We start from the raw sequence: 24,807 nt of genomic DNA, 5'->3' as shown, positions 1-24,807 counted from the left end.
ATGGCTGCTACCTGATTGTTTATTCTTGTGTGGCGGCGGCTATTTTTGCAGCGTCGCCCGCACCGTGGCAGTACCCGGTTTCTCACCCGGCGTCATTTCCAGATTGGTCAACTGCACGCCCTCTTGCTGGAGAGATTGCAGCCAGAGCACCGTTTGCGAGGCCACCTGATTTTCCATCTGGATTCGCACCGCGCGATTGCCGTCGGGGGAAAACCCTTTCAAGGTCAGGCCAAACTGGTCAGCGCTGCGGCTCACATTACCGGTCCAGTTGCCCGTTGGCCGCGCGGCGGAGGTATCCCCACGCCGGGCGGCAATAACGGCGCTACGGTTATCCTGGATCCACTGCAGTGTTTGCTGATTGGAGACAAAGCGCTTCTTCGCCTGATCCCGCGCGGCTACCGAAGGCGCCCAAATCAACCAGTACAGCACGACCAGAAACGCCACCGCTGCCAATACCTGAAGAATACGTTGTTCACGGGGCTCTCGGCTTTGGTACCAGTTAACCGCCTGGTCGCGCCGGTGTGCTGCCAGCTTTTTCAATTCTGCCGTATTACTCATCCTGGCTGCTCCACCTTGATACGGGCGCTGACACCCTGGGCTCCATTGCGATAGTTGGCGATCGAGGCCCTTGCCCCTTGCTGTTTCAACGCATTTTGGAGCTGTTCCAGCTGGGCGTAGTCCTTCGCCCCCACGTCCAGCAACAACGTATTGTCACGCTGGTCATACTGCAGCCGTTTGGGTTCAACCTTGATCTCTTTCAACACTTGCGCCACCGGCCCCAGAAGCGGGAAGAAGCGAGCCTGCCCACCCTCGCTGCCGCCTCCAAGGCGGGCAAGGCGCCCCTGGAACTGACGGCTCAGAGCCGTGGTGGCCTTGTCACCGGGGAATAGCTGTTCGTAAAGGCTTTTGGCATCGGCAAAGGCCGCTTCCGACGCCTGGTCATAGCGCCACTGCTGGACCCAGATTGCCACCAGCGCCAGCACAAACACTGACGCAGCCAGAATGCTGACGGGCTTCCAGGGCGCAAATGCCGTGTTGGGCCCTTTTTTCTGTTTCGGTGCATACGGACCGGTCAGCAGCTCCTGCCCCGCCCCACCCCGCAAGGCATCCAGAAATGCCGGGGTGCCGGATAAAACGGTGGCGCCGGCAAGGCTCTCGCCAAATAACGCCTGCATACCGTCACGCTGGTCGGCATCCACTACCAGACAACGGTCACGATCGGCCATCAATAACGCCTGCCCACCATCCAGCTCGGCAATCAGTGGCGCCTGGCCCTGTAGCCGCTCGGCATCCACCTGAAGCGAGCCGAGCACAGCTCCTTGTTCCGCCGCCCACTGCTTAAGCTGCACAATCAACTCACGGGCGATGGCGGTCACTTCATAGTCGTCCCCTGTTCCTTTGCGGGAGACAAACCAGAGCGACTCCGGGCTGTCCAGCATCTGCTCTTCGAGCAGATACGGCAGCACGCGCTGCAAATGGCGCGCCTGTTTGCGGGTCAGGGAAACATGGGTTAGCCGGGCAAAGGCCACGCTGATAATGACATGGAGGGTCTGGCCGGCACATTGCGCCAGCGCATCGCGCAGGCTAACGGCTTGCACATCCTCAGTTGTGCTGCGCTGCAACAGCACCGGGATTTCAAGATCCGGGTCTGTTCCCCCTGCACCGCTTAAATAAATCAGTGGAGCATCTGCCACGCTGCTGTTTCCTTTCGTTGTTATCTGCGTTGTTATCTCTGCATGAGCCGCCGGGCCAGTGTACCAAGGCGGGCATCATTCCACAGTGTCGTAACTGCCCATTGCATCTGCCGGGCCTCTACTGGGTATTGTAGAAGGGATTGCAGGCCGGTTCGAGCGGGGTCAGCAGCGGGCTTACCTGCCGGCTGAAGACATCGGTAGACGCATCATTACCGCTACGCCGACGCAAACGACTCACCAATCGGCTTAATTGACCGTCTACTTCCACGTCCACCATTACCTGGAAATATTCACTGCTTACCCCCAGAAGGTCGCTAACTGCCTGCTTTTCATCGGCGTCCAGATCGCTCAAAGGGGCAAGCTGCATCAGATCACTCACGGTTGTAATCGGCTCTTCTTCACGGGCTTTGACAATCGCCTCTGCCACGCCGGTACCTGCTACCCCGCCCAGTACCGCATCCAGCACCTGGGGCGGCGCCGTATTCACATTTAATGTAGTACCCAGCGGTAGCGCGGTAAACAGCCCCCAGACCATGCTGTCCTCGGGCTGATTGGCCACCTGGAAGCTGAGCAAGGCACGCATTTCCGATTCATGGGCCGCCGGCATGTTGGGAGTCCGGCGGTTACGGTAATCCGCGTCTTCGGCTCCCTCGACGCCGTCCACAATATTGTTGGAATCCAGCCAGTCCGCCATTTCGTTGGCCAGCCGTGACGCGTCTGTTTCCTGAGGGAAAGTCAGCTCGATGAGCCGGGTAAGCCGGTCAATCGCCTCCGGATCGCGAACAAAGGTATCGCCTTGAGCGGTAATCAACCAATTGAGGTTAAATCGACCCTGCAGATCCTGAACGCTGGCGCTGAGCATGGCATCTTCATAGGGGGTGGGCGGTAATTGCACTGCCCACTGCTCTTCCACGCAGTCATCAACCAGCGCGTTATTGTTCTGGTCATCCTGCAGGTCATCCACCAACCCCTGCTGCGCAACCACTTCTGCCGCCATGGCATATTGGTAACGTTTGTCCCATTGCAGCAGGTTGTCCGCACGGGTGAGAAAGCGGTCCTGGCGAAACAGCACCTCCACGGTAATGGTGGTCAACAGGGCCAGTAGCAGCAGCACAATCACCAGCGCCATTCCCCGCTGCCGGTGCGCACGGTTATTACGCTTGCGCCGTATCAACTCCATGGGTTCACCACGGTCCGGTAGAAGCGGTGCACGATGTCACCGTTTTCCAGTTCAATCTCCAGTTCAATACTCTTTGGCAGGCGCTGCTGCCACACGGGAACGGCGGCCATGGCCACATCCGGCCATAACTCCAGCCACTGCCATTCCCCCTGGGGCGTCAAATCCAGATAGCGGACGGTAAAACGCTCCACGTGATCTATCAGCACGTCTTCCTGATACTCAGTGGCGACGTTGGTGTCGAGCACCGGCCAGTAACGACGGAATAAAGTGCCATCTTCCAAGGTATAGACCACCCGCTGCATTTCACTGCGTTTACGAAGCCCAAAGGGGTTGGACCAGCCCAGGCGGGTGAATTCCACATAATTATCACGGCCCAGAATGGCCGGCTGCGGGTCGCCGTAGGGATCACGAACCGGGCGATTGATCAGTTGCTCGAAATCCAGGGTGAGGAATGTGACGGCCCGCTGGGTGCGCTCCATTTCATCGGCACTGTCTTTTAGCTGTTCACGACCCTGCAAGGCGCTGCCGAGAAAACTGGCGACCCACACATAGATAAACGCGAAGATGGCGATGGTGATGACCATCTCCAGCAGGGTAAAGCCCCGCTGCGCCAGGCGCCTGGAAGAAAACGGATGGAGAGCTTCCATCATCCGGACGCCGGTTTGCCGATCAGGCTCGCCAGGTGATACGCCATTTGCCCCTCGTCATCGTCCTGCATCATGCCCACCTCGATATCCACACGCCGGGTATCCGGGTAAGGGCCCTCGCTGACACGGGTATTAACCCACCATTCGCGCCCATTACGGGTCACCGTGGAGTCTGATTCACCGGTGGAGGGCCACTGTTGATACACCTGCATTTCTACCAGCTTGTCGGAGGCCACCAGAAAGCCCAGATGGGTTTCATTGATATTGGTATAGGCGCGCGCGGTGGAGCCCATGGTCTGACCAAGCACCACCATAACCAGCGCCAGAATGGAGACAGCAATCAGCACTTCCACCAGAGTAAAGCCACCCTGCCGCTTCATTCCTGCACGTCCTCGATCATTCTTGAACGCCGCTCCAACCACTCCTGTTTGTCCTGCTGGTCGTCATCGTCCTGCTCGCGGTCCGGATCGGTAATCTGCCCGAGAGCCGAAATTTGCCAGCGCTGCACCTGCTCAAGATCGTCCTGACTCTGCATGGCGAGGGTCACAGGAGACACTTCACCGCTGGGGAAAAAGAAAATCTGCGGAAACGCCTTTTCGTCCTCTCCCCCTACCTCGGACTCGCTGTTGCTGCCCTGCTGGCGCGCCTCTTCCTCGTCACCCTCGCCCACTGTGTCTTCACCCAAATCCAGCGAGGTGTCTTTCTTGACCAGGGTCTCGGCAACCTGACTGAGGCTCGCCTGTTCTTCATCAGCCAGTTCGTCCAGCTGCCACACCAACTCCAGGGACGGCGGGATCTGGCGAGGCTTGAGGGCGGTATCTTCGATAGGCAGAAAATCGGCAGCGGCGATATCGTAGGCTAGGGGCTCCCAGCCATCATGACGCAGACGTAGCGCCAGCAGTTGCCCCGAGAACAGGCTGCGCTCGTTGAGCAGGGCCAGAGTATCCTTCAACCGGGCGGATTCTTGTTCCAGCTGCCGGTCGTCAGAAGTCCAGTTGCCCTGGCTAATCACCACGGCGCTGAGCAGTGCAATCAGCCCCACCACCACCATGATTTCCAGCAGGGTGAAGCCGGACTGCAGCGTGCGGGGCAAGCGCATCTTACTGAACGTCGCGCCAATTGATGTCCGCGTCGGAGCCTTCACCGCCCTCAACACCATCGGCGCCCATGGACAGCAGATCGAACGGCCCTTCAACCCCGGGGCTGATGTAAACGTAATCGTTGTTCCAGGCATCCAGGGGGACTTTCGGCAGGTAGCCGCCATCAGGCCATTTGCGGGCTGAATTAGGGCGCTCCACCAGGCCGTTGAGGCCTTCTTCACTGGTGGGGTAACTGCCGTTATTGAACTTATAGAGGTCCAGCTGCTGGACGATCTTGCCCATATTGGCTTTAGTCAGATCCACCTTGGCGGCTTCACCCTGCCCGATCACGTTGGGCACAATCACCGCAGCCAACAGACCAATAATGGCCACCACCACCATAATTTCCAGCAGGGTAAACCCCGACATGGCACGCTTTGCTTTCATTCCTTCACCTTAACCGGCTAGTAAGTTATTCATTTGCATGATCGGCAGCATGACCGACAGGACGATCATTACAACCACCCCCGCCATCACCAGCAACATGATCGGGCCGAGCAGCCCCACCATGGTATTGATCGTGCTACTCAGTTCCCGTTCCTGATAATCCGCTGCCCGGGTCAACATATTGTCCAGTTCACCGCTGGTCTCACCGCTGGCAATCATCTGCACCAACATGGGCGGAAAGTAACCGCTGGCATCCAGAGCCCGGCTGAGGCTGCCGCCCTCGCGTACCTTGGCGGCGGCATTTTTTACCGCGTTGCGGACCGCCAGGTTGCCCACGACCTGGGCGGCAATAAACAGGGCATCCACCAGCGGCACACCGGAGCGGCCGAGAATGCCCAGAGTGCTGGCCAGCCGGGCACTGTCACCAGCGCGCAGCATGGTGCCCACCAGCGGCATATTCACTAACCGCTGATGCACCCGCAAGCGGAAACGCGGGTCACGCATGGCGCGCATGAAGACCACCACAGCCACCACGATCAACAGCACCACCAACCAGCCCCAGCCACGGGCAAAATCACTCATGGCCATGACAATACGTGTGAGCAACGGCAGCGCCTGGTCTCGCCCTTCGAACACGGCCACCAACTTGGGCACCACGAAGGTCATCATCAGCATGATGACGATGGAAGCAAACACCATGATGAAGGCGGGGTAAATCATCGCCTGGGCCACGGAACGCCCGGTGTCGTGCCGGGTTTCCAGGTAATCGGCGAGCTGTTCCAGTACCTGTTCCAAGTGACCGCTCTGCTCACCGGCGGCCACCGTGGCGCGGTACATTTCCGGAAACGCCCGGGGAAAGGATTCGAAGCTGCGTGCCAGGCTGTAGCCCTCGCGGACCTTGGCACGTACCGCGAGCATGATGCGCTCGATGCGGTCATTGGCGGCCTGCTTGGAAACCGCAGACAGGGCCTGCTCCACAGGCAGTCCGGATTTCAACAGCGTGGCCAGCTGGCGGGTAATCAGCGCCTGTTCGGCGCCATTGATCTTGCCGGAGCCGGCAAAACGGCCCATTCCCTGGCTGTTGGTATCGCTGGCTTCGTTAACCTCCAGCGGGACCCAGCCCTTGTCACGGAGTTGCTGGCGAACCTGGCGGGCACTGTCTGCTTCCAGAGTGCCTTTGTTGATTTTGCCCCTGTGATCCAGGGATCGATATTCGAATGCTGGCATGCGGCTGCTGTCCCGTCAGTCCTCGCGGGTCACCCGCAGGACCTCTTCTACACTGGTATGTCCGCCGAGCACTTTGCGCCAGCCATCCTCACGAATGCCACTGGTCAGTGTCCGGGCATGGCGGTTGAGTTCCAGCTCGCCGGCGCGGTCGTGGATCAACTGGCGCAGGGTGTCATCCACCAGCACCAGTTCGTAAATCCCGGTACGGCCCCGGTATCCCTGATTATTACAGGCTTCACAGCCATTAGGGTGATACAGCGTACAACTTTCATTGGCCGGCAGGCCCAGCATTTCCAACTCGCTGGCACTGGCCTGGTACGGGGTTTTGCAATCATCACAGAGGACTCGCACCAGCCGCTGGGCCAACGAGCCCAGCAGGGAGCTGGAGAGCAGAAACGGCTCAATCCCCATATCCTGCAAACGAGTGACCGCCCCCACCGCCGTATTGGTGTGCAGGGTAGACAGCACAAGGTGACCGGTGAGAGAGGCCTGCACCGCAATTTCAGCAGTTTCCAGATCCCGGATCTCACCCACCATGACCACATCCGGATCCTGGCGCAGAATGGCGCGCAGGCCGCGGGCAAAGGTCATATCGACCTTGGTGTTGACCTGGGTCTGACCGATCCCTTCCAGCTGATACTCAATGGGGTCTTCCACCGTCAGGATATTGCGGGAGCTGTCGTTGAGTTCGGTCAGCGAGGCATAAAGTGTGGTGGTTTTACCGGAGCCGGTCGGGCCGGTGACCAGAATAATGCCGTGGGGCTTGTGGATCAGCTCGCGCATGTGGGCATCACAGGTTTCCCCCATGCCCAGGTGGGACACCTGCAGGCGCCCGGCCTGCTTGTCCAGCAGCCGCAGCACCACCCGCTCGCCGTTACTGGCGGGCATGGTGGACACCCGTACATCCACGTCCCGGCCGCCAATGCGCAAGGAAATCCGGCCATCCTGGGGGATCCGCTTTTCAGCGATATCCATTCGCGCCATCACCTTGATCCGCGAGACCAGCAACGGTGCCAACTCCCGTTTCGGGGTCAGCACTTCACGGAGTACACCATCCACCCGCATGCGCACTACCAGGCGGCGCTCGAAGGTTTCCACATGGATATCCGAGGCATCTTCGCGAATGGCTTCCTGCAGCAAGGCATTGATCAACCGGATAATGGGCGCGTCGTCTTCCTGCTCCAGCAAATCCGAGGTTTCCGGCAGGGAATCCGCCAGGCTGGCCAGGTCAAGCCCTTCCAGATCATCCGCCGCTTCCGCCGCCGCGCCGCGCTGCTGCTCATAGGTGATCGCCATGGCTGCGGTGAAGGCGGTATCGTCCATGGGCACCAAGCGCGGCAGGCGCCCGATGTGGCGCTGCACTTCCCCCAGGGCGGCCACGGAAACATCCTGCCGGTGGCACAGCTCTTTGTGACCATCACGCTCGCGCAACAGGACACCATAGCGCCGCGCGAAGCCGTAGGGCAGCAGCGACGGAGGAAGTTCCATATTTTCCGGCGTCTCCAGATGCTCAGTCATAGCTCAGTATTTTTCCATTAGGTTCTCGACCACATCGCGGGTGACCGCATTCAGCGTCAGGAACTGAAAGCCCACTTGGTACTCGCCGGGGGCATCCAGGGTTTCAGCCCAGACCACCCGGGCATCGAAACTGACCGTATTGACCCCGGCTATCTGGTCCGGCAATACCATACCCAGCTGCAATTCTTCGCCATGGGGCAGTTCCCGACGGGAAAACAGCTTGAAGCCATCCACGCTCAGGTTCATCAAGCGCCCCACGTTACCACCGGTGCTGCGATCAAACACTACCATCTCGCGGAACAGTTTCTTGCGGGGGTTGCGGCGATGATCGCGGGCACTGTCCTTGACGCCGTTTTCGTCATCGGCGGGACGCAGCACCACCACCACGCCCGTAACGGTGCCGGCGTCATCGGTAATGGCGTTGGCACGCACCGCCAAGGCCAACAGTCCGTCTTCGTCCGCTGTGTACAGGCTGTGTTCGTTTTTCCAGCTTTCACTCTGCAGACAGGCCTCCCGCAGTGGGGAGTCATCCCAGCCCCAGCGCTGCTTGCCGGTATCATCATTGAACAACAGGTCCGCCATATCCCTGCCTACCAGGGCATCGCGGCTCTGTCGCAACAGGGCGCAGGCGGCCTCATTGCAGAAGGTGACCCTGCCCTCGGCATTGGCCCCGATCAGGGCCTCGCCCAAGGCATGCAGCAAGCGCTCGTTTTCGTCCTTGAGCCGCTTCATCTGCACCACGGCCTGTTGAAGCTTGCGGCGCTGGCGATCGAGTTCCAGGAAAACGCTGACCTTGGCTTCGAGTATTTTCTGATCAATGGGCTTGAACAGATAGTCCACCGCGCCACATTCGTAGCCCTTGAAGACATACTTCTGTTCTTTGGAAATCGCCGTGACGAAAATAATCGGAATATGGCGGGTTTTCTTGTTCTTGCGCATGAGTTCGGCCACTTCGAACCCATCCATCTCCGGCATCTGCACATCCAGCAGTACCAGCGCAAAATCGTGCTTCAGGGCGAGGGACAAGGCCTCGTTACCGGACTGGGCCATGACCAGATTTCGGCCGTCAGCATCCAGAATCGCTTCCAGCGCGATCAGGTTTTCCCTGTGATCATCCACAACCAAAATATTTTGTTTCATAGGCTTACTACCCTGCAACCTGTTCCGCCAAAAAGGGCCCGATTGCCTCAAGATCGAGTACCCTGGAAATCGCACCTGTTGTTATTGCCGCTTCGGGCATTGCGGGTGCTTCCGAGCTCACCGGTGACTGGGCGATGGTGTATCCGCCTCTACGGTGTATATATTCCATGCCTGCGGCGCCGTCTTCATTGGCCCCCGTGAGGATCACTCCCAACAAGTGGCGGCCATAAACCGCGCCGGCAGAGTAAAACAGTTCATCTATTGCTGGCCGGGAAAAGAGTACAGGCCTTCCTGTAGAGAAAGCCAGTGTCTGGTCCTCTTCCACCAACATATGGTAGCCCGGTGGCGCCACATAAACATGCCCCCCGAGGATGGGCTCCTTGTCTTCCGGGGCAACCACCGGCAGTGCGCAATACCGGGCCAACAGCCACGGCATGCGATTATCCGCGCTGGCATGCTGGTGCTGAACCAGCATAATCGGCAACGGAAAATTCTCGGGAAGCGCTGACAGGATGCGCGTATAGGCATTCAGCCCGCCCCACGACGCGCCCATTACGATTGCCCTGACTGCTCCCTTGCGAGTGCTCACGATGAGTGGCCGCTGCCCTCCTCGCCTCGGGTCTTGCCAGCTTCATAGGCAGCACGGTGTGCCTGTGCTTCTTTGAGCTTGGCCTGGAGTTCACGGCGCTGCTTGTCCAGCCCCAGGAAAAAATCCACCTTGCTCGTGAGGATCAACGGATCCAGGGGCTTGAACAGATAATCCACGGCCCCGGCCTGATACCCTTTAAAAACGTACTTCTTTTCCTTGCTAATCGCCGTCACGAAGATAATGGGAATGGTCTGGGTGTCCTTGCGCTGACGCATCAGCTCGGCCACTTCAAAACCGTCCATGCCCGGCATCTGCACGTCCAGCAGCACCAGGGAAATATCTTCCTTAAGCAGAATTTTCAGCGCCTCCTGCCCGGAGTGCGCTTTCAGGAGGGTGCGGCCCTCACCTTCGAGGACAGCCTCAAGCGACACCAGGTTGGCCGGCTGATCATCCACCAATAGCAGTTTCTGCTCAATCATCGGTTGTCTCTAGTCATGCGTGGTGTGGAAACTGCCGCTTGCGAAAGATTCGCAACGACTTGTTGATAACATCGAACGTATCTTCCTGGCCGCTGAACCGCAGGCTTTCCTTGGTTCCCAGGCACAGGTAACCGCCCATATCCAGGCTCTCGCTGAAAAGCCTGATCACTCTTTCCTGCAAAGGCCGATCAAAGTAGATCAATACATTGCGGCACAGGATAACGTGCATTTCCCCAAAGACCTGATCCGTTGCCAAGTCGTGATCGGCAAAAACGATATTGCGTTTCAGCCGCTGTTCCATGATCACGCTGTCATAACGTGCGGTGAAATAATCAGACAGGGAGTGCTTGCCACCGGCACGCCGGTAGTTATCACCATACTGTTTGACCGCCTCGATGGAGTAAATGCCCTTCTTGGCTGACGCCAACACATTCTTGTCGATGTCGGTGGCGTAGATCATGGCCCGGTCGTAGAGCCCCTCCTCTTCCAGCAAAATCGCCATGGAATAGATCTCTTCGCCGGTAGAACAACCCGCATGCCAGATCTTGATAAACGGAAACGTCTTCAGAACCGGTACCACGTCTTCGCGGAAGGCGCGGTAAAAATCCGGGTCCCGGTACATTTCCGTCACATTCACGGTCAGGTCGTTAAGCAGCGTGACGAAGAAGGGCCGGTCGCGCAGAACCTTGTCGGTCATTTCCATGATCGATGCAAAACCTGACATGGTCAGGCGATGCATGATTCGACGACGCATGGAAGCGCGGCTATAGGACCGGAAGTCGTAGCCGTACATCTGGTAGATCGCCTCAAGCAACAGGCGAATTTCGATGTCCTCGACACTGACTTCGTCATCGTCGATCGGGTATGTTTCAGCCATAACGCTATTCCGCCACGGTTCTCGTCTTTATAAAGTGACTGCGGGCACGTTTTGCGCCCACTACTTGTGCAGCCAGACCCGTAGCAACGAGGTAAGCTTTGCCATATCGATGGGCTTGGAGCAGTAATCATTGGCCCCGGCTTCGATGCACTTGGCGCGGTCGTCCTTCATCGCCTTGGCCGTCAGCGCCAACATCGGCAGCTTGCTGAAACGAGCCTGTTCACGAATCCGCCCCATGGCTTCATAGCCATCCATTTCCGGCATCATGATATCCATCAGCACAATGTCGATGGACGGATTATCATCCAGCGATTCCAGCGCCTCGCGGCCATTGTTGGCAATGCTGATGGCAAAGCCCAACTCTTCCAGTTGCGCAGACAATGCATAGATGTTCCGCATGTCGTCGTCCACCAGCAGCAATTGCTTGCCTTCGAAAATATCATCGCGGTGCTCGATGGATTCCGCAGTCGGGCGACGATTGGCCGGCAAGGTGGATTCCAGCCAGTGCAGGAACAGGGACGCTTCATTGAGCAGCCGCTCGTGAGAGCGCTCCGTCTTGAGGATGATGCGGTCCGCATACTTGCGCAGTTTCGCTTCTTCTTCGCGGGTCATGTCCTTGCCGGTATAGACCACCACGGGAACACTGTCGTAGTCGTCGCTGGCATGGAGTTTTTCCAGTAGCTCGAAACCGCTCATGTCCGGCAACGTCAAATCCAGGATCATGCAGTCGAACACGGTATTCTGCAGGGCATCCAGGGCTTGTTGACCACTGGTGGCCGCTGTGATTTCCACCCCTTTCTGGTCAAACAGCTCACGGATGCTTTCGTGCTGGATTTCACTGTCTTCCACCACCAGAAGGCGGCGCACATTGGTTTCAATCGCCCCTTCAATCTTGGCGAATGCAGAGAGAATGTCGTCCTGATTGGCCGGCTTGGTCATGAAGTCCAGCGCACCCAGTTCCAGCGCCTTCTTGCGCTCATCACGCCCGGACAGAAAGTGCACCGGGATGTCCTTGGTACGCGGGTCCGCCTTGAGTTTTTCCATGACTTCCCAGCCGTCGATACCCGGCAAACCGATATCCAGAATAATCGCGCTGGGACGGTAATGGCTGGCGTATTCCAGGCCATCCTCGCCATCGTGGCAGATATGCCCTTCCAGACCGTAATCCGACGCCAGTTCCACCAGTACCCGGGCAAATTCTTCATCGTCTTCGACGATCAGCACGGTTTTCTCGCGGACCACGAAGTCATCGTTGCCGGTATCCAGCGGGGTCATCGAGGCAGTGTGGGCTTCCGCATTGCTGCCGATACCTTCATCGGCGTGGCCGGCAGCGGCATTATTGATTTCCAGCGCATCGGCACTGCCCACGGGCAGGTAGAGCATAAAGGTAGCCCCCTGCCCTTCACCGTCGCTGTGCAGACCAATTTCCCCGCCCAGCAACCGTGCCAGTTCACGAGAAATGGTCAGCCCCAGGCCGGTACCGCCGTATTTGCGACTGGTCGTACCGTCCGCTTGCTGGAAGGCCTCGAAAATCAGCTTTTGTTTTTCATCCGCGATCCCGGTACCGGTATCGATCACCGCAAATTTCAACGTCTGCCCCGGCACCAGATGGCGTGAAGGCAGGGCTTCACTAACGTCCGGCTGTGTAATGCTCAACGTCACCGAGCCTTGCTCGGTGAATTTCAGTGCATTGGAAAGCAGGTTCTTGATGATCTGCTCAAGGCGCTGGCGGTCCGTATAGAAGTGTTCAGGCAACGTATCGCCAAGCTCGACCTTGAAATCCAGGTTGCGGCTTTCGGCCACGTGGGCAAAGTTGCGCCGGAAATGTTCGACGATTTCCGGCGGCGACAAGTCGTCGATAATGACATCCATCTTGCCTTCCTCGATCTTGGAAATATCCAGGATGTCATTGATCAGGCTAAGCAGGTCTGCCCCGGCAGAATGGATAACCTGGGCGTGTTCGACCTGTTTCTCTTCCAGATTGCCGCGCTTGTTCTGCCCCAGGGCGTTGGACAGAATCAGAATCGAGTTAAGCGGTGTGCGCAACTCGTGGCTCATGGTGGACAGGAATTCGGATTTATAGCGCGAAGACATCTCCAGCTCGCGAATCTTGTCTTCCAGCTCATGGCGTAACAGCTCGAGCTCGTCATTCTTCTGGGCCATTTCTGACTTCTGCTCGGTGAGCATGCGCGCCTGGGCCTCGAGCTCTTCATTGGTAACGCGCAGCTCTTCCTGTTGGGCCTGCAGGCTTTCTTCAGATGCCCGCAACGCCTGGGTCTGTGATTCCAGCTCTTCGTTGATGGCTTTCAGCTCTTCCTGCTGTTGTTGCAGCCGGGATTCAGACGCAGACAGCTCCATGGCCTGCTCTTCCAGGTCCTCATTGGCCTGGGCCATTTCCGTTTTTTGCCGCTCCAGAGCATCAGCCTGGGACTGCGTCTGCTCCAGCATCAGGGCCAGGCGGAAACGGCTTTGTGCACTGTGCAACGACACGGAAACGACCGCCACACACTGCTCCATAAAGGCCAGATCGTCATTGCTGAAGTCACGGAATGCACCGATTTCCAGCACCCCTTTCACTTCGTCTTCATGAACAATGGGCATCACCATGACATTGCGTGGCTGGCCGGCACCGGTGCCGGAAGCAATGCTGATGTAATCATCCGGCACTTGCTCCAGCAGAATGCTCTTGCGCTCCAGGGCGCACTGCCCCACCAGGGATTCCCCCAGACGAAACTCATTGGCCAGATGCTTACGCCGCTGCATGGCATAGGAGCTGCTCAGGCTGAGCAGCTCGGTGTCAGGGTCATAGCTGTAAAATGCGCCCACCTGCGCCTCAACCACCGGCACCAGGAAACTCAGCATGTTGTTACCGAGCTGTTCGAATCCCATCTCCCCGCGCATGCGGTTATTCAGTTCGGCCAGATGATTCTTCACCGTTTCCTGGCGCCGGTCTTCCGTATGCCGAGCCACCAGCGCATCACGCATTTTACGAATAGCATGCAGCAAGTGACCGGTTTCATCCCGGCCACCCTTCTCAATACGGGTATCCCATTTGCCATTGGCAATGTTATCCGCGGCATCAACAGCGCCTTCCAGAGGCAGCGTAATGGCCCGGGTAACACGCAAAGCGATCAGCGCCAACAAGGTAAAGGCCACCAACCCCAGGAACAGCCCGATTTTCTGGGTGCCCAGGTTATCCGAACGGCTTTTGTTCAGGGTTTCGCGAAACGCTTCGTAGCGCTGCTGCTCGAACGCCTTCTGATTGCCCTCGTAGGTGTCCTGCAGCTCTCTTACGTGTGCGATGCGCTGGTACAGATCATCCGAGGTGCCGTTATTGGTGATCAAGTTACGGGCCAGCGCAGTGGCCTCGTTGATATAGGCGGTAAAATTGCGGCGCAATTCTTCCACGCCAGCGGAAAGCGTTGGGTCGGTCCGGCGGATGTCTGCCAGCCGTTGCTCAAACGCCGAGGCTCTGGACTGCGCCTCTTCAAGCAGATCCGGATCAGCCTGGGTAATCGCCGCGATATAAGACTCGCTGATGGCGATAAAATCCACATTGTTGGCATTGATCAATTCCAGAACCGGAAAGTCCTGACTTTCAATCCGCTTGAGATGATCAATATTGGTTTCGGCGATGTAGAAGCTGTAGGCCGCGTAGACCACAAACAGCACGATCCCCAGCCCGGCTACAGACAAAATCTTCAGCCGCACGGACAGGTTCTGGAACCAGTTCATTCAGATAGCCCTCATGCCTTTTCCGGCTTGTTGTTATCCAGGCCCCTTTGCAGGGCTAAGACTAAAGTGTGAGGCTACCAGAAACTGACAGAAAGCGGCAATAAATCACATGAATACCGCAGGCTAGAAAGTTGATTTTTCAGGGATAAAACAGGCCAAATCGATAAACCAAGCGCAATAAAATGCAATAGCAGGAGCACAAAGCTTATTGCGGTCAGGCACTTAACAGGCTGCTGAAAAACCGGGCTATCCGACGGACCAGCACAATGGACTCGCAGGCAAAAATACCAGCATGGTGCGATAAGAGGAGAGAAAGAGGAAGTTGGTGCGGGTAGCCGGACTTGAACCGGCATGACCTAATGGTCGACAGATTTTAAGTCTGTTGTGTCTACCAATTTCACCATACCCGCAGGAAGATCATCGTGCGCGTTAAGCGTGAAATAAAAACAGGGACAGGTTAAGCGACTGTTTCTATTTATCTTTCTGTTGAAATGACGACATCGAGCTGTGCCTGTCACTTCATCGCCCGTGTGGGTCGGTAATTGGAGGCGCGGGTCGGAATCGAACCGGCGTTAACGGAGTTGCAGTCCGCTGCATGACCACTCTGCCACCGCGCCATTTAACTGTTTTACCAAGAAAAAACCTCGGCATAACCGAGGCTTTCAAAATCTTGGAGCGGGAAACGAGATTCGAACTCGCGACCCCAACCTTGGCAAGGTTGTGCTCTACCAGCTGAGCTATTCCCGCTTTTTCCACAGCGGAGACACTGCTCCGTTGCGGGAAAGAATTCTACTCATCACCCCCCGGGTGTCAACCCGGCACCGGGTGTTTTTTCTGACTTTTCAGGACTTTGACTGACTTTTGAGCAATTGCGGTGCTGCAGCGCGAAGATACGAGCCCATGGACCACAAAGTGAATGCCGTGGCCAGATACAGCAAGCCATAGCTGAGCCACAGCCATGGATTCATGATGATGTCGCCGTCCGCAGTAAAGTCCGGTTTTTGCGCCAACAGCAAGGTAATCGCCGTCATCTGGGTCACTGTCTTGATCTTGCCCAGCTGGCTGACCGCCACTTTTGCCCGCTCACCGAGCTCCGCCATCCACTCACGCAGTGCCGATACCGTAATTTCCCGGGACACAATCACCATGGCCGGCACCGCCAACCAGGCGGTGGCATGAACCTGCACCAACATCACCAAGGCCACACCCACTATCAGCTTGTCTGCCACCGGGTCAAGAAAGGCACCAAAAGGACTGGTCTGATTGAGCTTGCGCGCCAGATAACCGTCCAGCCAGTCAGTAAGCCCAGCCGCGAGAAACAACAGGGCCGCGCAGACATCACTCCACTGAAACGGCAGGTAGAACACCAGCACCAGCACGGGAATTGCCAGCACCCGAATCAGGGTGAGGATATTCGGCAAATTCAGGATGGGGTGCACTTTCTGCATAGGGAGGAACTACCGGCCATGAAAATAAGCCACCAGTATAGCGGAAAGCCGGCTATGACTCATTTCCGATTTTCAGATTAAAAACTGAACACGCTATTGATGAAACCAGTCGTACAATGTCTGCGCCATCTGGGCATTGATTCCCGGCACCCGGGCCAGCTCGCTGGCGGATGCATTGCGCATCTGCTTCAGGCCGCCAAAGTGGGTCAGCAATGCCTTGCGGCGTTTGGGGCCGATACCAGGAATTTCATCCAGCGTGGATTGCTTGCGTGCCTTGCCACGGCGGGCACGGTGACCGGTCAGGGCAAACCGGTGCGCTTCATCGCGAACCTGCTGCAAAAGATGCAGTGCGGAATCCGCCGGGCCGGGGACCATTTCTTTCCCGCAGGGAAGATAGAGCGCTTCGAACCCAGGCCGTCGACTGGGGCCCTTGCCGATCCCCATTACCCGCACCCGGGCTTGCAGGTCCAGCTCCTGAATAACCTTCCAGCCTCGCTGCATTTGCCCCTTGCCGCCGTCGATAAGGAGAAGATCCGGCAACCGGCCCTGTTCTTTCAGCACGCGCTGATAACGGCGCCGAATGGCTTCTTCCAGAGCCTCGTAATCGTCCCCGCCCGCTGCAGGGTTCACATTGAAATGCCGATACTCCTGTTTGCGGGCGCCCTGCTGGTCAAACACCACGCAGGAAGCCACCGCTTTCTCGCCTTGCGTATGGCTGATGTCGAAACACTCAATGCGCCGTACCGGCTCGCTGCTTTCCAGTAATGTTTCCAGGGCCAGAAAGCGGGCCTCCATATGCTCGCGGGCAGCAAGCTCGGCCGCCATGGACTGCTGGGCATTGGTTTGTGCCATGGCGATCCAGGCGGCACGATCACTGCGCACCCGCCAGGCCAACCGGACTTTCTTGCCCCACTGACTTTCCAGTGCCTGCTGCAGGGCATCGGCCCCGGGAATCTCCATGCTCAGCAAGATTTCCTGCGGTTTGACCGGATCTTCCCGGTCGCCCAGATAATATTGGGAAAGAAAGGCCTCGAGAATTTCGCTGCGGTCTTCCTCGCCCCGGGTATCCGGCCGAAAGGTGCGGTGGCCCAGAATGCGGCCATCACGAATCATCAGCACTTCGATCACGGCCAGGCCATGCCGGGTTTCAATGGCAACCACGTCCAGATCGCCCTGCCCGGTTTCCGCGTACTGCTTTTGCTGCACGGATTGAATGGCTGCCAGCTGATCCCGCAGGATCGCAGCTTTCTCGAATTCCAGCGCCAGCGAGGCCGCCTCCATGTCGGCGCTCAGCTGTTCCACCACTTCCCGGCTGCGCCCATCCAGAAAGTCCGCTGCCATCTTCACCTGGCGCGCATAATCGGCTTCACTCACCAGCCCTACGCACGGGGCCGTACAACGATTGATCTGGTGCTGGAGACACGGGCGGGTGCGGTTGCGGAAGTAGCTGTCACTGCAGTTGCGAACCCGGAACACTTTCTCGATCAGGGACAGGGCTTCCCGCACCGCACCGCCACTGGGGTACGGACCGAAGTACTGGCTGCCAGCCCGGCGTGTACCGCGATGAAAGGTGACGCGGGGAAAACGGTCGGCGCTGGTGATACGGATATACGGGTAGGATTTGTCGTCGCGCAGAAGAATGTTGTAAGGGGGTTTCAACTCCTTGATCAGCGACTGCTCCAGCAGCAGCGCTTCCGCCTCACTGCCGGTCACCGTTGTCTGGATATCACGAATTCGCCCGACCAGTGCCCGGGTTTTCGCACTGGATACATTCTTCTGGAAGTAGCTGTTCAGGCGGGCCTGAAGGTTGCGCGCCTTGCCCACATACAAAACACCCCCGTCCCCGTCCAGCATGCGATAAACGCCGGGTTTGCGAGCACAGTGAGCAAGGAAGTGTTTGGCGTCGAAATCTGGCAAGGGGAACATCTCAAAACAGGTTAAACAGAAAGTGTATCAGTCCTGCCCTGATGATTTCCCCCTGCAGCGAACTGGCAATCAGGAAGCCGTGTTTTCTACCGCATCGAGCATGCCGTGACGCACGGCCAGTAACGCCATTTCCACATCGCTGGTCACACCCAGCTTGTCGAAAATACGGTACCGGTAGGTATTCACGGTTTTCGGCGACAGGCAAAGCTTGTCTGCCACATCCTGCACCTTGTGACAGTTCACGATCATCATCATGATTTGCAGTTCGCGCTCGGAGAGCATATCCAGCAACGAACCTTCATCACCGGTATAGGGCTTGAGCGCCATGGCCTGGGCGATTTCCGGGCTGATATAACGCTGCCCGGTGGCGACCACCTTGATGGCGCGCACCATTTCTTCCAGATCGGCACCCTTGGTCATGTAACCTGCAGCACCGGCTTTCATCAGGCGGGACGGAAACGGCTCTTCCTCGCACATGGTCACAGCGATAACGCGGACACCCTCGTCAACGCGCAACAATTTACGGGTGGCTTCAAGGCCACCAATTCCCGGCATCTTCAGGTCCATCAGCACCACTTCAGGTGCCAGCTCCCTGGCCATTTGCACGGCCAACTCGCCTGAATTCGCCTCGCCGACAACGCGCAGGCCCTCCACTTCGCCCAGCATGCGAGCAATGCCGGTACGGACCAGATCATGGTCGTCCACTACCAATACTTTGATCATTACTGCGTCCCCCGGGTAGTTCCTTTACCCGTTAATGTTCTGTTTTTCTGTTGATTTGTAGGCACAAGAATACCGCTTGTCCACAGGCATGCATAGGGCGCCGTTAACAAACGATGGCACATTGTGCACGCCCCAGGCTGCGCATTACGCTTGCGCTATTAGCCTTTAGTCGCGTTGACCGGTCAGTCAAAAAAGCGAACCATATAGACACCATCGCCAGTATTCAGCTGGCCGCTGATCGACGCTGCTAACGACATAGTCAACAATGACAAAAGGCAACCCATGAGCGCAATCATTTTGCTCCTGCTGGGGCTGGGTGGCATGGCCGCCGGCTACTTCGTCTACTCCCGTTTTATTGCATCGCGCATCTACAAGCTGGACCCGAATTTCCGCACCCCTGCCCACGAGTATGAAGACGGCGTGGATTTCGTGCCCACCAACCGGTATGTGCTGTGGGGCCACCATTTCACCTCCGTGGCGGGTGCGGCACCGATTGTCGGCCCGGCCATTGCCGTTATCTGGGGCTGGCTACCCGCCTTTCTCTGGGTGGTCTTCGGCACCATCTTCTTTGCCGGTGTGCACGACAGTGGCGCTCTGTGGGCCAGTGTCCGCAACCGGGCGAAATCTGTCGGCGCGCTCACCGGCGAGGTCGTCGGCCGCCGTGCACGCACCGTCTTCATGATTGTTATCTTTCTGGTGTTATTGATGGTGAACGCGGTATTTGGCGTCGTGATCGCCAAACTGCTCATTAATAACCCCGGCGCGGTCGTCCCGGTGTGGGGCGCCATTGCTGTGGCACTGGTGATTGGCCAGCTCATCTATCGCCGGGTAATTGGCCTTGGCCTGGTATCTGTACTGGGTGTGGCCGCGCTGTACAGCCTGATTTACGTGGGCCCCATGGTGCCCGTGACCCTGCCCGATCAGGTCATGGGGCTTTCTGCAAACGCCAGCTGGATACTGATGCTGTTTGCGTATGCTGCGGTGGCCTCACTGCTTCCCGTCTGGATGCTCTTGCAGCCCCGCGACTACATCAACGGCCTGCAATTGTTCGTCGGGCTGATCCTGCTTTACGGTGCTGTCCTGCTCGGCAACCCCCAGGTTGTCGCGCCGATGATCAACAGTGACGTTCCTGCCGGCACACCTTCCTTGTTACCGCTTCTGTTTGTCACCATCGCTTGCGGCGCCATCTCCGGCTTCCATGGTCTGGTCGCCTCCGGCACCAGCTCCAAGCAGCTGGACACGGAAACCGATGCCCGCTTCGTGGGGTATTTCGGTGCTGTGGGCGAAGGCGCACTGGCACTGGCAGCCATCATTGCCGCCACCGCCGGTTTTGCCTCCCTGGCAGACTGGCAGGCGGTATACACGGCCTTTGGTCAAGGCAGCCTGACCGCCTTTGTGGATGGTGGCGCCAATATTCTTGCCAATGGCATGGGTATGGATGTGGGCGTTGCCGCCACCCTGCTCACCGTGATGGCGGCCCTGTTTGCCGGCACCACCATGGACACCGGCCTGCGCCTGCAGCGTTATATTTTCCAGGAATGGGGCGAAATCTATCAGCAAAAATGGATGACGCGGCCTCTGCCTGCCACCCTGCTGGCGGTAGTTAGCTGCCTGCTGCTCGCATTCGGGGCCGGTGGCGCCGATGGCTCCGGCGGCCTGCTTATCTGGCCGTTGTTCGGCACCACCAACCAATTGCTTGCCGGGCTGACTCTGCTGGTGATTACCATCATGCTGGTTAAGCGGGGGCGCCCGGCCATTTATACCCTGGCGCCACTGGTTTTCCTGCTGGTGATGACCCTGTTTGCCCTGTTGATGCAGCTGAAAAGTTTCTATGAAAAACAGGACTGGTTCCTGCTCGGGCTCGACCTTGTTGTCTTGGTGGCGGCCCTTCTGGTTACGCTGGAGTGCACCGCCGCCCTCAAGCGCGCCTTCAAGGCACCGCCGGAGCCTCTGTAATGGCAACGCCGACACAATGGCTCAAACGCATCAGCGATCTCGGGGCGCAGTATTACAATGCGCCCTATCGAGCCGCCATTGCCCGTGCCAAACGGGATGAAGAGGACCTGTTCATGCTGCTGGTATTCTCAGAAATGATGGGTGTTCCCAACCCGGCAGCCTGGAGCACACTGGAATTGCAGCCCCTGCTAATGGAGCGCTTTCATGAGTGGCACACCCGCATGGGCATGGAGCGCTCCCCCCTTGATCACTTTCGCTGCTGCTGATGGCTGACACCGACACCGCCGCACAGCCTGTGCTTGATCTGGATGCCCTGCTCGCCTCCCGTACCCTGCTTATGGTGGGCGGCAAGGGCGGCGTGGGCAAAACCACCACGGCCTCGGCCCTGGCCATCCGCGCCGCCGACCAGGGCCGCAAGGTGCTGCTGGTCTCCACCGATCCGGCCCACAGCCTGGCGGACGCCTTTAACCGCCCCATCGGCAATTCCCCCACCTGCCTGGCGCCGGGGCTGACGGCTCTGGAGCTGGACCCGGATGACGAAGTGGAGGCCTACCTGGACCGGGTCAGTGCCCAGATGCGCCGCTTTGCCACTCCAGACCAATTCCGTGAGCTGGACAAACAGTTACGCCTCAGCCGTCAGTCCCCCGGTGCGCAGGAAGCCGCGTTGCTGGAGCGCATCTCACGGTTAATCGATGTCGACAGCCGCGACTACGACCTGTTGATCTTCGACACCGCGCCCACCGGTCACACCCTGCGGCTGCTAAGCCTGCCGGAGGTCATGGCGGCCTGGACCCAGGGCCTGCTGCGTCACAGCGACAAGGCCCGCAAACTGGGCCAGGTGCTCGGTCATCTAACACCGGACAAGAGCGTGGACAGCCCCCTGCAAGATCCCACCGACCACGCCACCGCAGGCCTGGACTCACGCAGCCAGGAAGTGGCCGATACACTGATCGCCCGTCAGCGATTGTTCCACCGCGCCCGCCGCCAGCTGTCCGACCCTGTGCAAACCGCTTTTGTCTTTGTGCTGACCCCTGAACGGCTGCCTATTCTCGAGACGCAACGCGCCGTTGCCTCCCTGACAGAAAATGGCATCCCGGTGGCGGGAGCCGTGGTTAACCGAGTACTGCCGGATGCCGCAGACAGCGCGTTTTTCGCAGCCCGCCATGCACGTCAGCAACGGCACATGGAAGAGCTGGCACACGCTTTGGGCGCGCTGCCTCGCAAGGACTTGCCACTGCAGGAAGATGACATTCAGGGACTGGAGGCGATCCGGGCATTTGCAGGATTGCTCGGCAATGGGGATCACTGAGCTTCAGCCACAAGCGTATTGCTTGCGTGTTACGTGAACCGTGTCGCGACTGCAGAGCGGCACAAAAAAAGCCCGCACTCATCGAGTGCGGGCTTTTTGTTTGGCGGAGGGGGTGGGATTTGAACCCACGGACGGTCTCCCGTCGCCGGTTTTCAAGACCGGTGCATTCGGCCACTCTGCCACCCCTCCAAGGTGGCAGCAATAATACATGAGCAATAAGGCCAGTCAACGTCGAAGCCACAATACCGCGCACGACTGGTTGAGTTTTGATCGCTGAGCGGACCCGTTCAGCTCAATCGGAATAACGACGGAAGATGCGTTGCTTGGCGCGCTCGTATTGCGCCTGGTTGATAGCCCCTTCCTGCATCAGCCGGCGGTGCTCTGCCACTTCTGCCGCCAGACGTTCTTTCCTGTCGGGCAAAAGGGCCCAGGCTCGCTCTCCCCGTAGCTGCAGCGCGCCAACCACCTTTGCGAAACGCCTTCTGTCTCCACGCTGATCAAACAGGTCGAACATCACCACCCGCCCGTTACGGGTATAGAACAGCAGGCGTCGGGAGGAGCCCCGCAGGCAAATACCGAGCCCCAGCAAGGACACTCCCAGCGCTGCCAGCGCGGCAGCGGTCTGCCCCACGGCTAACAGGAGCCCGGCAACAATGAGCGCCAGCAGGGCAACACTCAAGGACCGCCAGGCAATTTCACGATAAGCACTCGGCGAGCCCGCCAGAAACGCCAGATTGATGACCCGCGTTACTTCACGCCGCCCCCGCTGCTCCGTCCATTCAAGATAGCGGCCATTGAACAGGACGATCCGACGGTGTCGGCCCAGCAGCCGGTTTTTCTGTTCAAAAACCAGCTCACGGCGGCGCGATGCCAGGTCCGGCACCTGAAGCAAATCGTTGTACAACGAATGCCGATTCTGTACCGCTGCCAGCTCGATCTGCTCACTTTCAGTGGCAGCCAGCGATAATGCGCTCATAAGGCCCCCTCAGCTCAGACTCAGGCATTTTCAGTACGAAAATAGTATTACGCACTGGCCTTGCCATCCCGAGATAAGGGTCACAAAAGTGCACATCCGTCGTCGCCGTCGATCCGTGGCGGCTAACCAGGCACTTTCTCATGGCGAAAAGCCGGTTTAACGCTTGATTTTGGCCCCCTCGCCCTTATGATCACAGGAACAATTGGCAAGGATGAGTGATATCATGAATAACCCGACCAACCCCTACTCCGCACCCCACCAGCACGGCGTTGCCGTTTCCGGGGAGCGCGCGGCCCAGGTACTGAAAAACACCTATATGCTGCTGGGGCTGTCACTCGTTGTGGCAACCGGCGCGTCCTGGTTTGCCATGGCCAGCAACATCGGTTTCGTTAACGTCTGGCTGACCCTTGGTGTTTACATTGGTCTGCTGTTCGCCACCAACGCGCTGCGCAACAGCGCCTGGGGCATTCTGGCTGTCTTCGGCCTGACCGGCTGGCTGGGTTTCACCACCGGCCCGATCATTAACATGTACGCCCAGATCCCCGGCGGCATGGAGATCGTAACCACCGCTCTGGCTGGCACTGCCGGTATTTTCGTGGCCATGTCGGCCATTGCCCTGGTGACCCGCAAAGACTTCAGCTTCCTCACCAACTTCATCATGATCGGTATTCTGGTGGCGTTCGGGGCGAGCATCGCCAACATCTTCTTCGCCATCCCGGCTCTGAGCCTGGCGGTATCTGCTGCCTTTGTGCTGCTGTCTTCCCTGCTGATCATGTGGCAGACCAGCGCCATCATCCACGGCGGTGAAACCAACTACATCATGGCGACCGTGACCCTGTTCGTTTCCATCTACAACCTGTTCATGTCCCTGTTGCACCTGCTGACTGCTCTCAGCGGCAACGATTAATGCGTTTCTCGCTACTGGTCAACGCGGCGGCGGATTCCGCCGCCGCGTTGACCGCCCTGCATACTGCTCAAGCCCTTCTCGACACCCCCGATCACCAACTCCACTGCCTGTTCTTCTACCGGGATGCCGTGCATCTGGCGAACCGCCATGCCTGGACCGGTGACGGCCCCCAGGCCAGCACCGCCCAGCAGTGGCAACACTGGCTTGCCCGTCATGATGTGAATGCCGTGGTTTGTGTGGGCGCGGCCCAGCGCCGGGGCATTGTCGCCACCGACGCGGACAACACGCTGGCAGAAGGCTTCTCTCTTGCGGGACTGGGGCAATGGGCAGAGGCCCTCATCAGCAGCGACCGGGTGATCCAGTTTGGCTAACCATACCCTCTACATCGCCACCGGCAGCCACCCCTTCTCCAGCCAGTTCCAGGAGATGCTGGACATGCTGCTCACCGGTGCAGCATTTGGACAGGCCACCACCCTGTGGCTTACCCCCCCGGCTCTCGCCGTGCTAAAGCTGTGCCCCAACAACACCCTGATGCAGCTCGCAGACTTCGGTGTGCGCTGCGTGACCGAAAAACCGGGACGCGGGGAAAACACCACCGCCACACCCTGCCCGGTGAGCGCCGACCCGCTCGGGTATGATGAGCTGCTATCATTACGCACCCAATGCGATCAGATTCTGGTGTTCTGAATGTTGCACCTGCTTGGCTTTTCCCCTGACGATGACAACACGCGCCAGCGCTTCTCGGCGCTTTATACCCGTGGCGACATTTGCGTCTTCACCGATGCGGGCCTGTTACTTGCATCACAGCTGGAGCTGAAAGGAGATGGCTACCTGCTGACGCACTCATCCTTACAACTCCCGGACAGCGCCCTGCCGGTGATAGATCATGCGGGTCTGATCGCACTGATCGCCGAACACGGCCCGTGCACCAGCTGGTATTGAAACGCTTC

General features: G+C 58.4%; 25 protein-coding genes and 4 tRNA genes. 7 read left to right on the top strand and 22 right to left on the bottom strand.

Annotated elements, in window-relative coordinates:
* Positions 1 to 39: 39 nt before the first annotated feature.
* The 20 genes from gspM to uvrY all read right to left on the bottom strand — a co-directional run bounded on the left by gspM (position 40) and on the right by uvrY (position 18,709).
* Complete coding sequence (gspM, locus tag F1529_RS13985) at positions 40 to 558, bottom strand: type II secretion system protein GspM (protein ID WP_155135524.1); 519 nt, start codon at positions 556 to 558, stop codon at positions 40 to 42.
* Complete coding sequence (gene gspL, locus F1529_RS13980) at positions 555 to 1,694, bottom strand: type II secretion system protein GspL (RefSeq protein ID WP_370457028.1); 1,140 nt, start codon at positions 1,692 to 1,694, stop codon at positions 555 to 557. The genes gspM and gspL overlap by 4 nt, the downstream gene beginning before the upstream one ends.
* 118 nt (positions 1,695 to 1,812) lie before the next feature.
* Positions 1,813 to 2,874, bottom strand: coding sequence for a type II secretion system minor pseudopilin GspK (gspK, locus tag F1529_RS13975; protein ID WP_196220409.1), 1,062 nt, complete (start codon positions 2,872 to 2,874; stop codon positions 1,813 to 1,815).
* Entirely contained in the window at positions 2,865 to 3,524 is a 660-nt protein-coding gene (gene gspJ, locus F1529_RS13970) for a type II secretion system minor pseudopilin GspJ (RefSeq protein ID WP_155135522.1), read from the bottom strand. Before gspJ ends, gspK begins: the two co-directional genes overlap by 10 nt.
* A complete protein-coding gene (gene gspI / locus F1529_RS13965; RefSeq protein WP_155135520.1) occupies positions 3,521 to 3,901 on the bottom strand; it encodes a type II secretion system minor pseudopilin GspI in 381 nt (126 codons plus the stop codon). Before gspI ends, gspJ begins: the two co-directional genes overlap by 4 nt.
* The gene (gene gspH / locus F1529_RS13960; protein ID WP_155135519.1) at positions 3,898 to 4,620 is read right to left on the bottom strand and encodes a type II secretion system minor pseudopilin GspH; all 723 of its coding nucleotides are present in this window, start codon (positions 4,618 to 4,620) and stop codon (positions 3,898 to 3,900) included. Before gspH ends, gspI begins: the two co-directional genes overlap by 4 nt.
* 1 nt (position 4,621) lies before the next feature.
* Positions 4,622 to 5,047 (bottom strand): type II secretion system major pseudopilin GspG, encoded by a 426-nt coding sequence (gene gspG / locus F1529_RS13955; protein WP_007149656.1) that lies wholly within the window; start codon positions 5,045 to 5,047, stop codon positions 4,622 to 4,624.
* Positions 5,048 to 5,056: 9 nt separating this feature from the next.
* On the bottom strand, positions 5,057 to 6,274 hold the full coding sequence (gspF, locus tag F1529_RS13950) for a type II secretion system inner membrane protein GspF (protein ID WP_007148325.1): 1,218 nt from the start codon (positions 6,272 to 6,274) through the stop codon (positions 5,057 to 5,059).
* Between the two features lie 15 nt (positions 6,275 to 6,289).
* Positions 6,290 to 7,792, bottom strand: coding sequence for a type II secretion system ATPase GspE (gene gspE / locus F1529_RS13945; RefSeq protein ID WP_155135517.1), 1,503 nt, complete (start codon positions 7,790 to 7,792; stop codon positions 6,290 to 6,292).
* A gap of 3 nt (positions 7,793 to 7,795) precedes the next feature.
* The gene (locus F1529_RS13940; RefSeq protein WP_155135515.1) at positions 7,796 to 8,932 is read right to left on the bottom strand and encodes a response regulator; all 1,137 of its coding nucleotides are present in this window, start codon (positions 8,930 to 8,932) and stop codon (positions 7,796 to 7,798) included.
* A gap of 7 nt (positions 8,933 to 8,939) precedes the next feature.
* Positions 8,940 to 9,485 (bottom strand): chemotaxis protein CheB, encoded by a 546-nt coding sequence (locus tag F1529_RS13935; RefSeq protein ID WP_007149002.1) that lies wholly within the window; start codon positions 9,483 to 9,485, stop codon positions 8,940 to 8,942.
* 32 nt (positions 9,486 to 9,517) lie between these two features.
* Positions 9,518 to 10,000 carry a two-component system response regulator gene (locus F1529_RS13930; RefSeq protein ID WP_007149919.1) on the bottom strand — a complete coding sequence of 161 codons (483 nt, stop codon included), beginning with the start codon at positions 9,998 to 10,000 and terminating at the stop codon, positions 9,518 to 9,520.
* A gap of 13 nt (positions 10,001 to 10,013) precedes the next feature.
* Positions 10,014 to 10,877, bottom strand: coding sequence for a protein-glutamate O-methyltransferase CheR (locus F1529_RS13925; RefSeq protein ID WP_007151311.1), 864 nt, complete (start codon positions 10,875 to 10,877; stop codon positions 10,014 to 10,016).
* 60 nt (positions 10,878 to 10,937) lie between these two features.
* The gene (locus F1529_RS13920) at positions 10,938 to 14,612 is read right to left on the bottom strand and encodes a response regulator (protein WP_155135513.1); all 3,675 of its coding nucleotides are present in this window, start codon (positions 14,610 to 14,612) and stop codon (positions 10,938 to 10,940) included.
* 323 nt (positions 14,613 to 14,935) lie between these two features.
* Positions 14,936 to 15,022: transfer RNA gene (locus F1529_RS13915), tRNA-Leu, on the bottom strand.
* Positions 15,023 to 15,155: 133 nt separating this feature from the next.
* A tRNA-Cys gene (locus F1529_RS13910) sits at positions 15,156 to 15,229 on the bottom strand.
* Between the two features lie 54 nt (positions 15,230 to 15,283).
* Positions 15,284 to 15,359: transfer RNA gene (locus F1529_RS13905), tRNA-Gly, on the bottom strand.
* A 95-nt stretch (positions 15,360 to 15,454) separates the two neighbouring features.
* Positions 15,455 to 16,060 carry a CDP-diacylglycerol--glycerol-3-phosphate 3-phosphatidyltransferase gene (pgsA, locus tag F1529_RS13900; protein WP_007149445.1) on the bottom strand — a complete coding sequence of 202 codons (606 nt, stop codon included), beginning with the start codon at positions 16,058 to 16,060 and terminating at the stop codon, positions 15,455 to 15,457.
* Between the two features lie 93 nt (positions 16,061 to 16,153).
* Positions 16,154 to 17,986, bottom strand: a complete 1,833-nt coding sequence (uvrC, locus tag F1529_RS13895) for an excinuclease ABC subunit UvrC (protein WP_196220408.1) — start codon at positions 17,984 to 17,986, stop codon at positions 16,154 to 16,156.
* 69 nt (positions 17,987 to 18,055) lie between these two features.
* Complete coding sequence (gene uvrY, locus F1529_RS13890) at positions 18,056 to 18,709, bottom strand: UvrY/SirA/GacA family response regulator transcription factor (protein ID WP_007149235.1); 654 nt, start codon at positions 18,707 to 18,709, stop codon at positions 18,056 to 18,058.
* Between the two features lie 282 nt (positions 18,710 to 18,991).
* Here uvrY and F1529_RS13885 point away from each other — a divergent pair, with 282 nt between their 5' ends.
* Genes F1529_RS13885 through F1529_RS13875 form a run of 3 tightly spaced genes read left to right on the top strand, consistent with a single transcriptional unit; the run spans position 18,992 to position 21,974 of the window.
* Positions 18,992 to 20,665 carry a carbon starvation protein A gene (locus F1529_RS13885; protein ID WP_155135509.1) on the top strand — a complete coding sequence of 558 codons (1,674 nt, stop codon included), beginning with the start codon at positions 18,992 to 18,994 and terminating at the stop codon, positions 20,663 to 20,665.
* Positions 20,665 to 20,931: a cory-CC-star protein gene (locus tag F1529_RS13880; RefSeq protein ID WP_039925920.1), complete on the top strand. Its 267-nt coding sequence runs from the start codon at positions 20,665 to 20,667 to the stop codon at positions 20,929 to 20,931. The genes F1529_RS13885 and F1529_RS13880 overlap by 1 nt, the downstream gene beginning before the upstream one ends.
* On the top strand, positions 20,931 to 21,974 hold the full coding sequence (locus F1529_RS13875) for an ArsA family ATPase (RefSeq protein WP_155135507.1): 1,044 nt from the start codon (positions 20,931 to 20,933) through the stop codon (positions 21,972 to 21,974). The genes F1529_RS13880 and F1529_RS13875 overlap by 1 nt, the downstream gene beginning before the upstream one ends.
* 101 nt (positions 21,975 to 22,075) lie before the next feature.
* Here the strand turns inward: F1529_RS13875 and F1529_RS13870 are convergent.
* Positions 22,076 to 22,163 (bottom strand) — tRNA-Ser (locus tag F1529_RS13870).
* Between the two features lie 103 nt (positions 22,164 to 22,266).
* Entirely contained in the window at positions 22,267 to 22,950 is a 684-nt protein-coding gene (locus F1529_RS13865; RefSeq protein WP_155135505.1) for a hypothetical protein, read from the bottom strand.
* Positions 22,951 to 23,173: 223 nt separating this feature from the next.
* Here F1529_RS13865 and F1529_RS13860 point away from each other — a divergent pair, with 223 nt between their 5' ends.
* From F1529_RS13860 to F1529_RS13845, 4 genes are read left to right on the top strand one after another with little or no spacing between them, the layout of a single operon-like run.
* Positions 23,174 to 23,857 (top strand): Bax inhibitor-1/YccA family protein, encoded by a 684-nt coding sequence (locus tag F1529_RS13860; RefSeq protein WP_039925918.1) that lies wholly within the window; start codon positions 23,174 to 23,176, stop codon positions 23,855 to 23,857.
* Positions 23,857 to 24,228, top strand: coding sequence for a sulfurtransferase complex subunit TusD (gene tusD / locus F1529_RS13855; RefSeq protein ID WP_155135504.1), 372 nt, complete (start codon positions 23,857 to 23,859; stop codon positions 24,226 to 24,228). Before F1529_RS13860 ends, tusD begins: the two co-directional genes overlap by 1 nt.
* Positions 24,221 to 24,544 carry a hypothetical protein gene (locus tag F1529_RS13850; RefSeq protein WP_155135503.1) on the top strand — a complete coding sequence of 108 codons (324 nt, stop codon included), beginning with the start codon at positions 24,221 to 24,223 and terminating at the stop codon, positions 24,542 to 24,544. Before tusD ends, F1529_RS13850 begins: the two co-directional genes overlap by 8 nt.
* On the top strand, positions 24,545 to 24,799 hold the full coding sequence (locus tag F1529_RS13845; protein ID WP_155135501.1) for a hypothetical protein: 255 nt from the start codon (positions 24,545 to 24,547) through the stop codon (positions 24,797 to 24,799).
* The last annotated feature ends 8 nt before the right edge of the window (positions 24,800 to 24,807 follow it).

The sequence above is a fragment of the Alcanivorax sp. VBW004 genome (assembly GCF_009718865.1).
Lineage (GTDB): Bacteria > Pseudomonadota > Gammaproteobacteria > Pseudomonadales > Alcanivoracaceae > Alcanivorax.
Note: the sequence above shows the minus strand (reverse complement) of the source record. Positions and strands in the feature narration are given on the sequence as shown.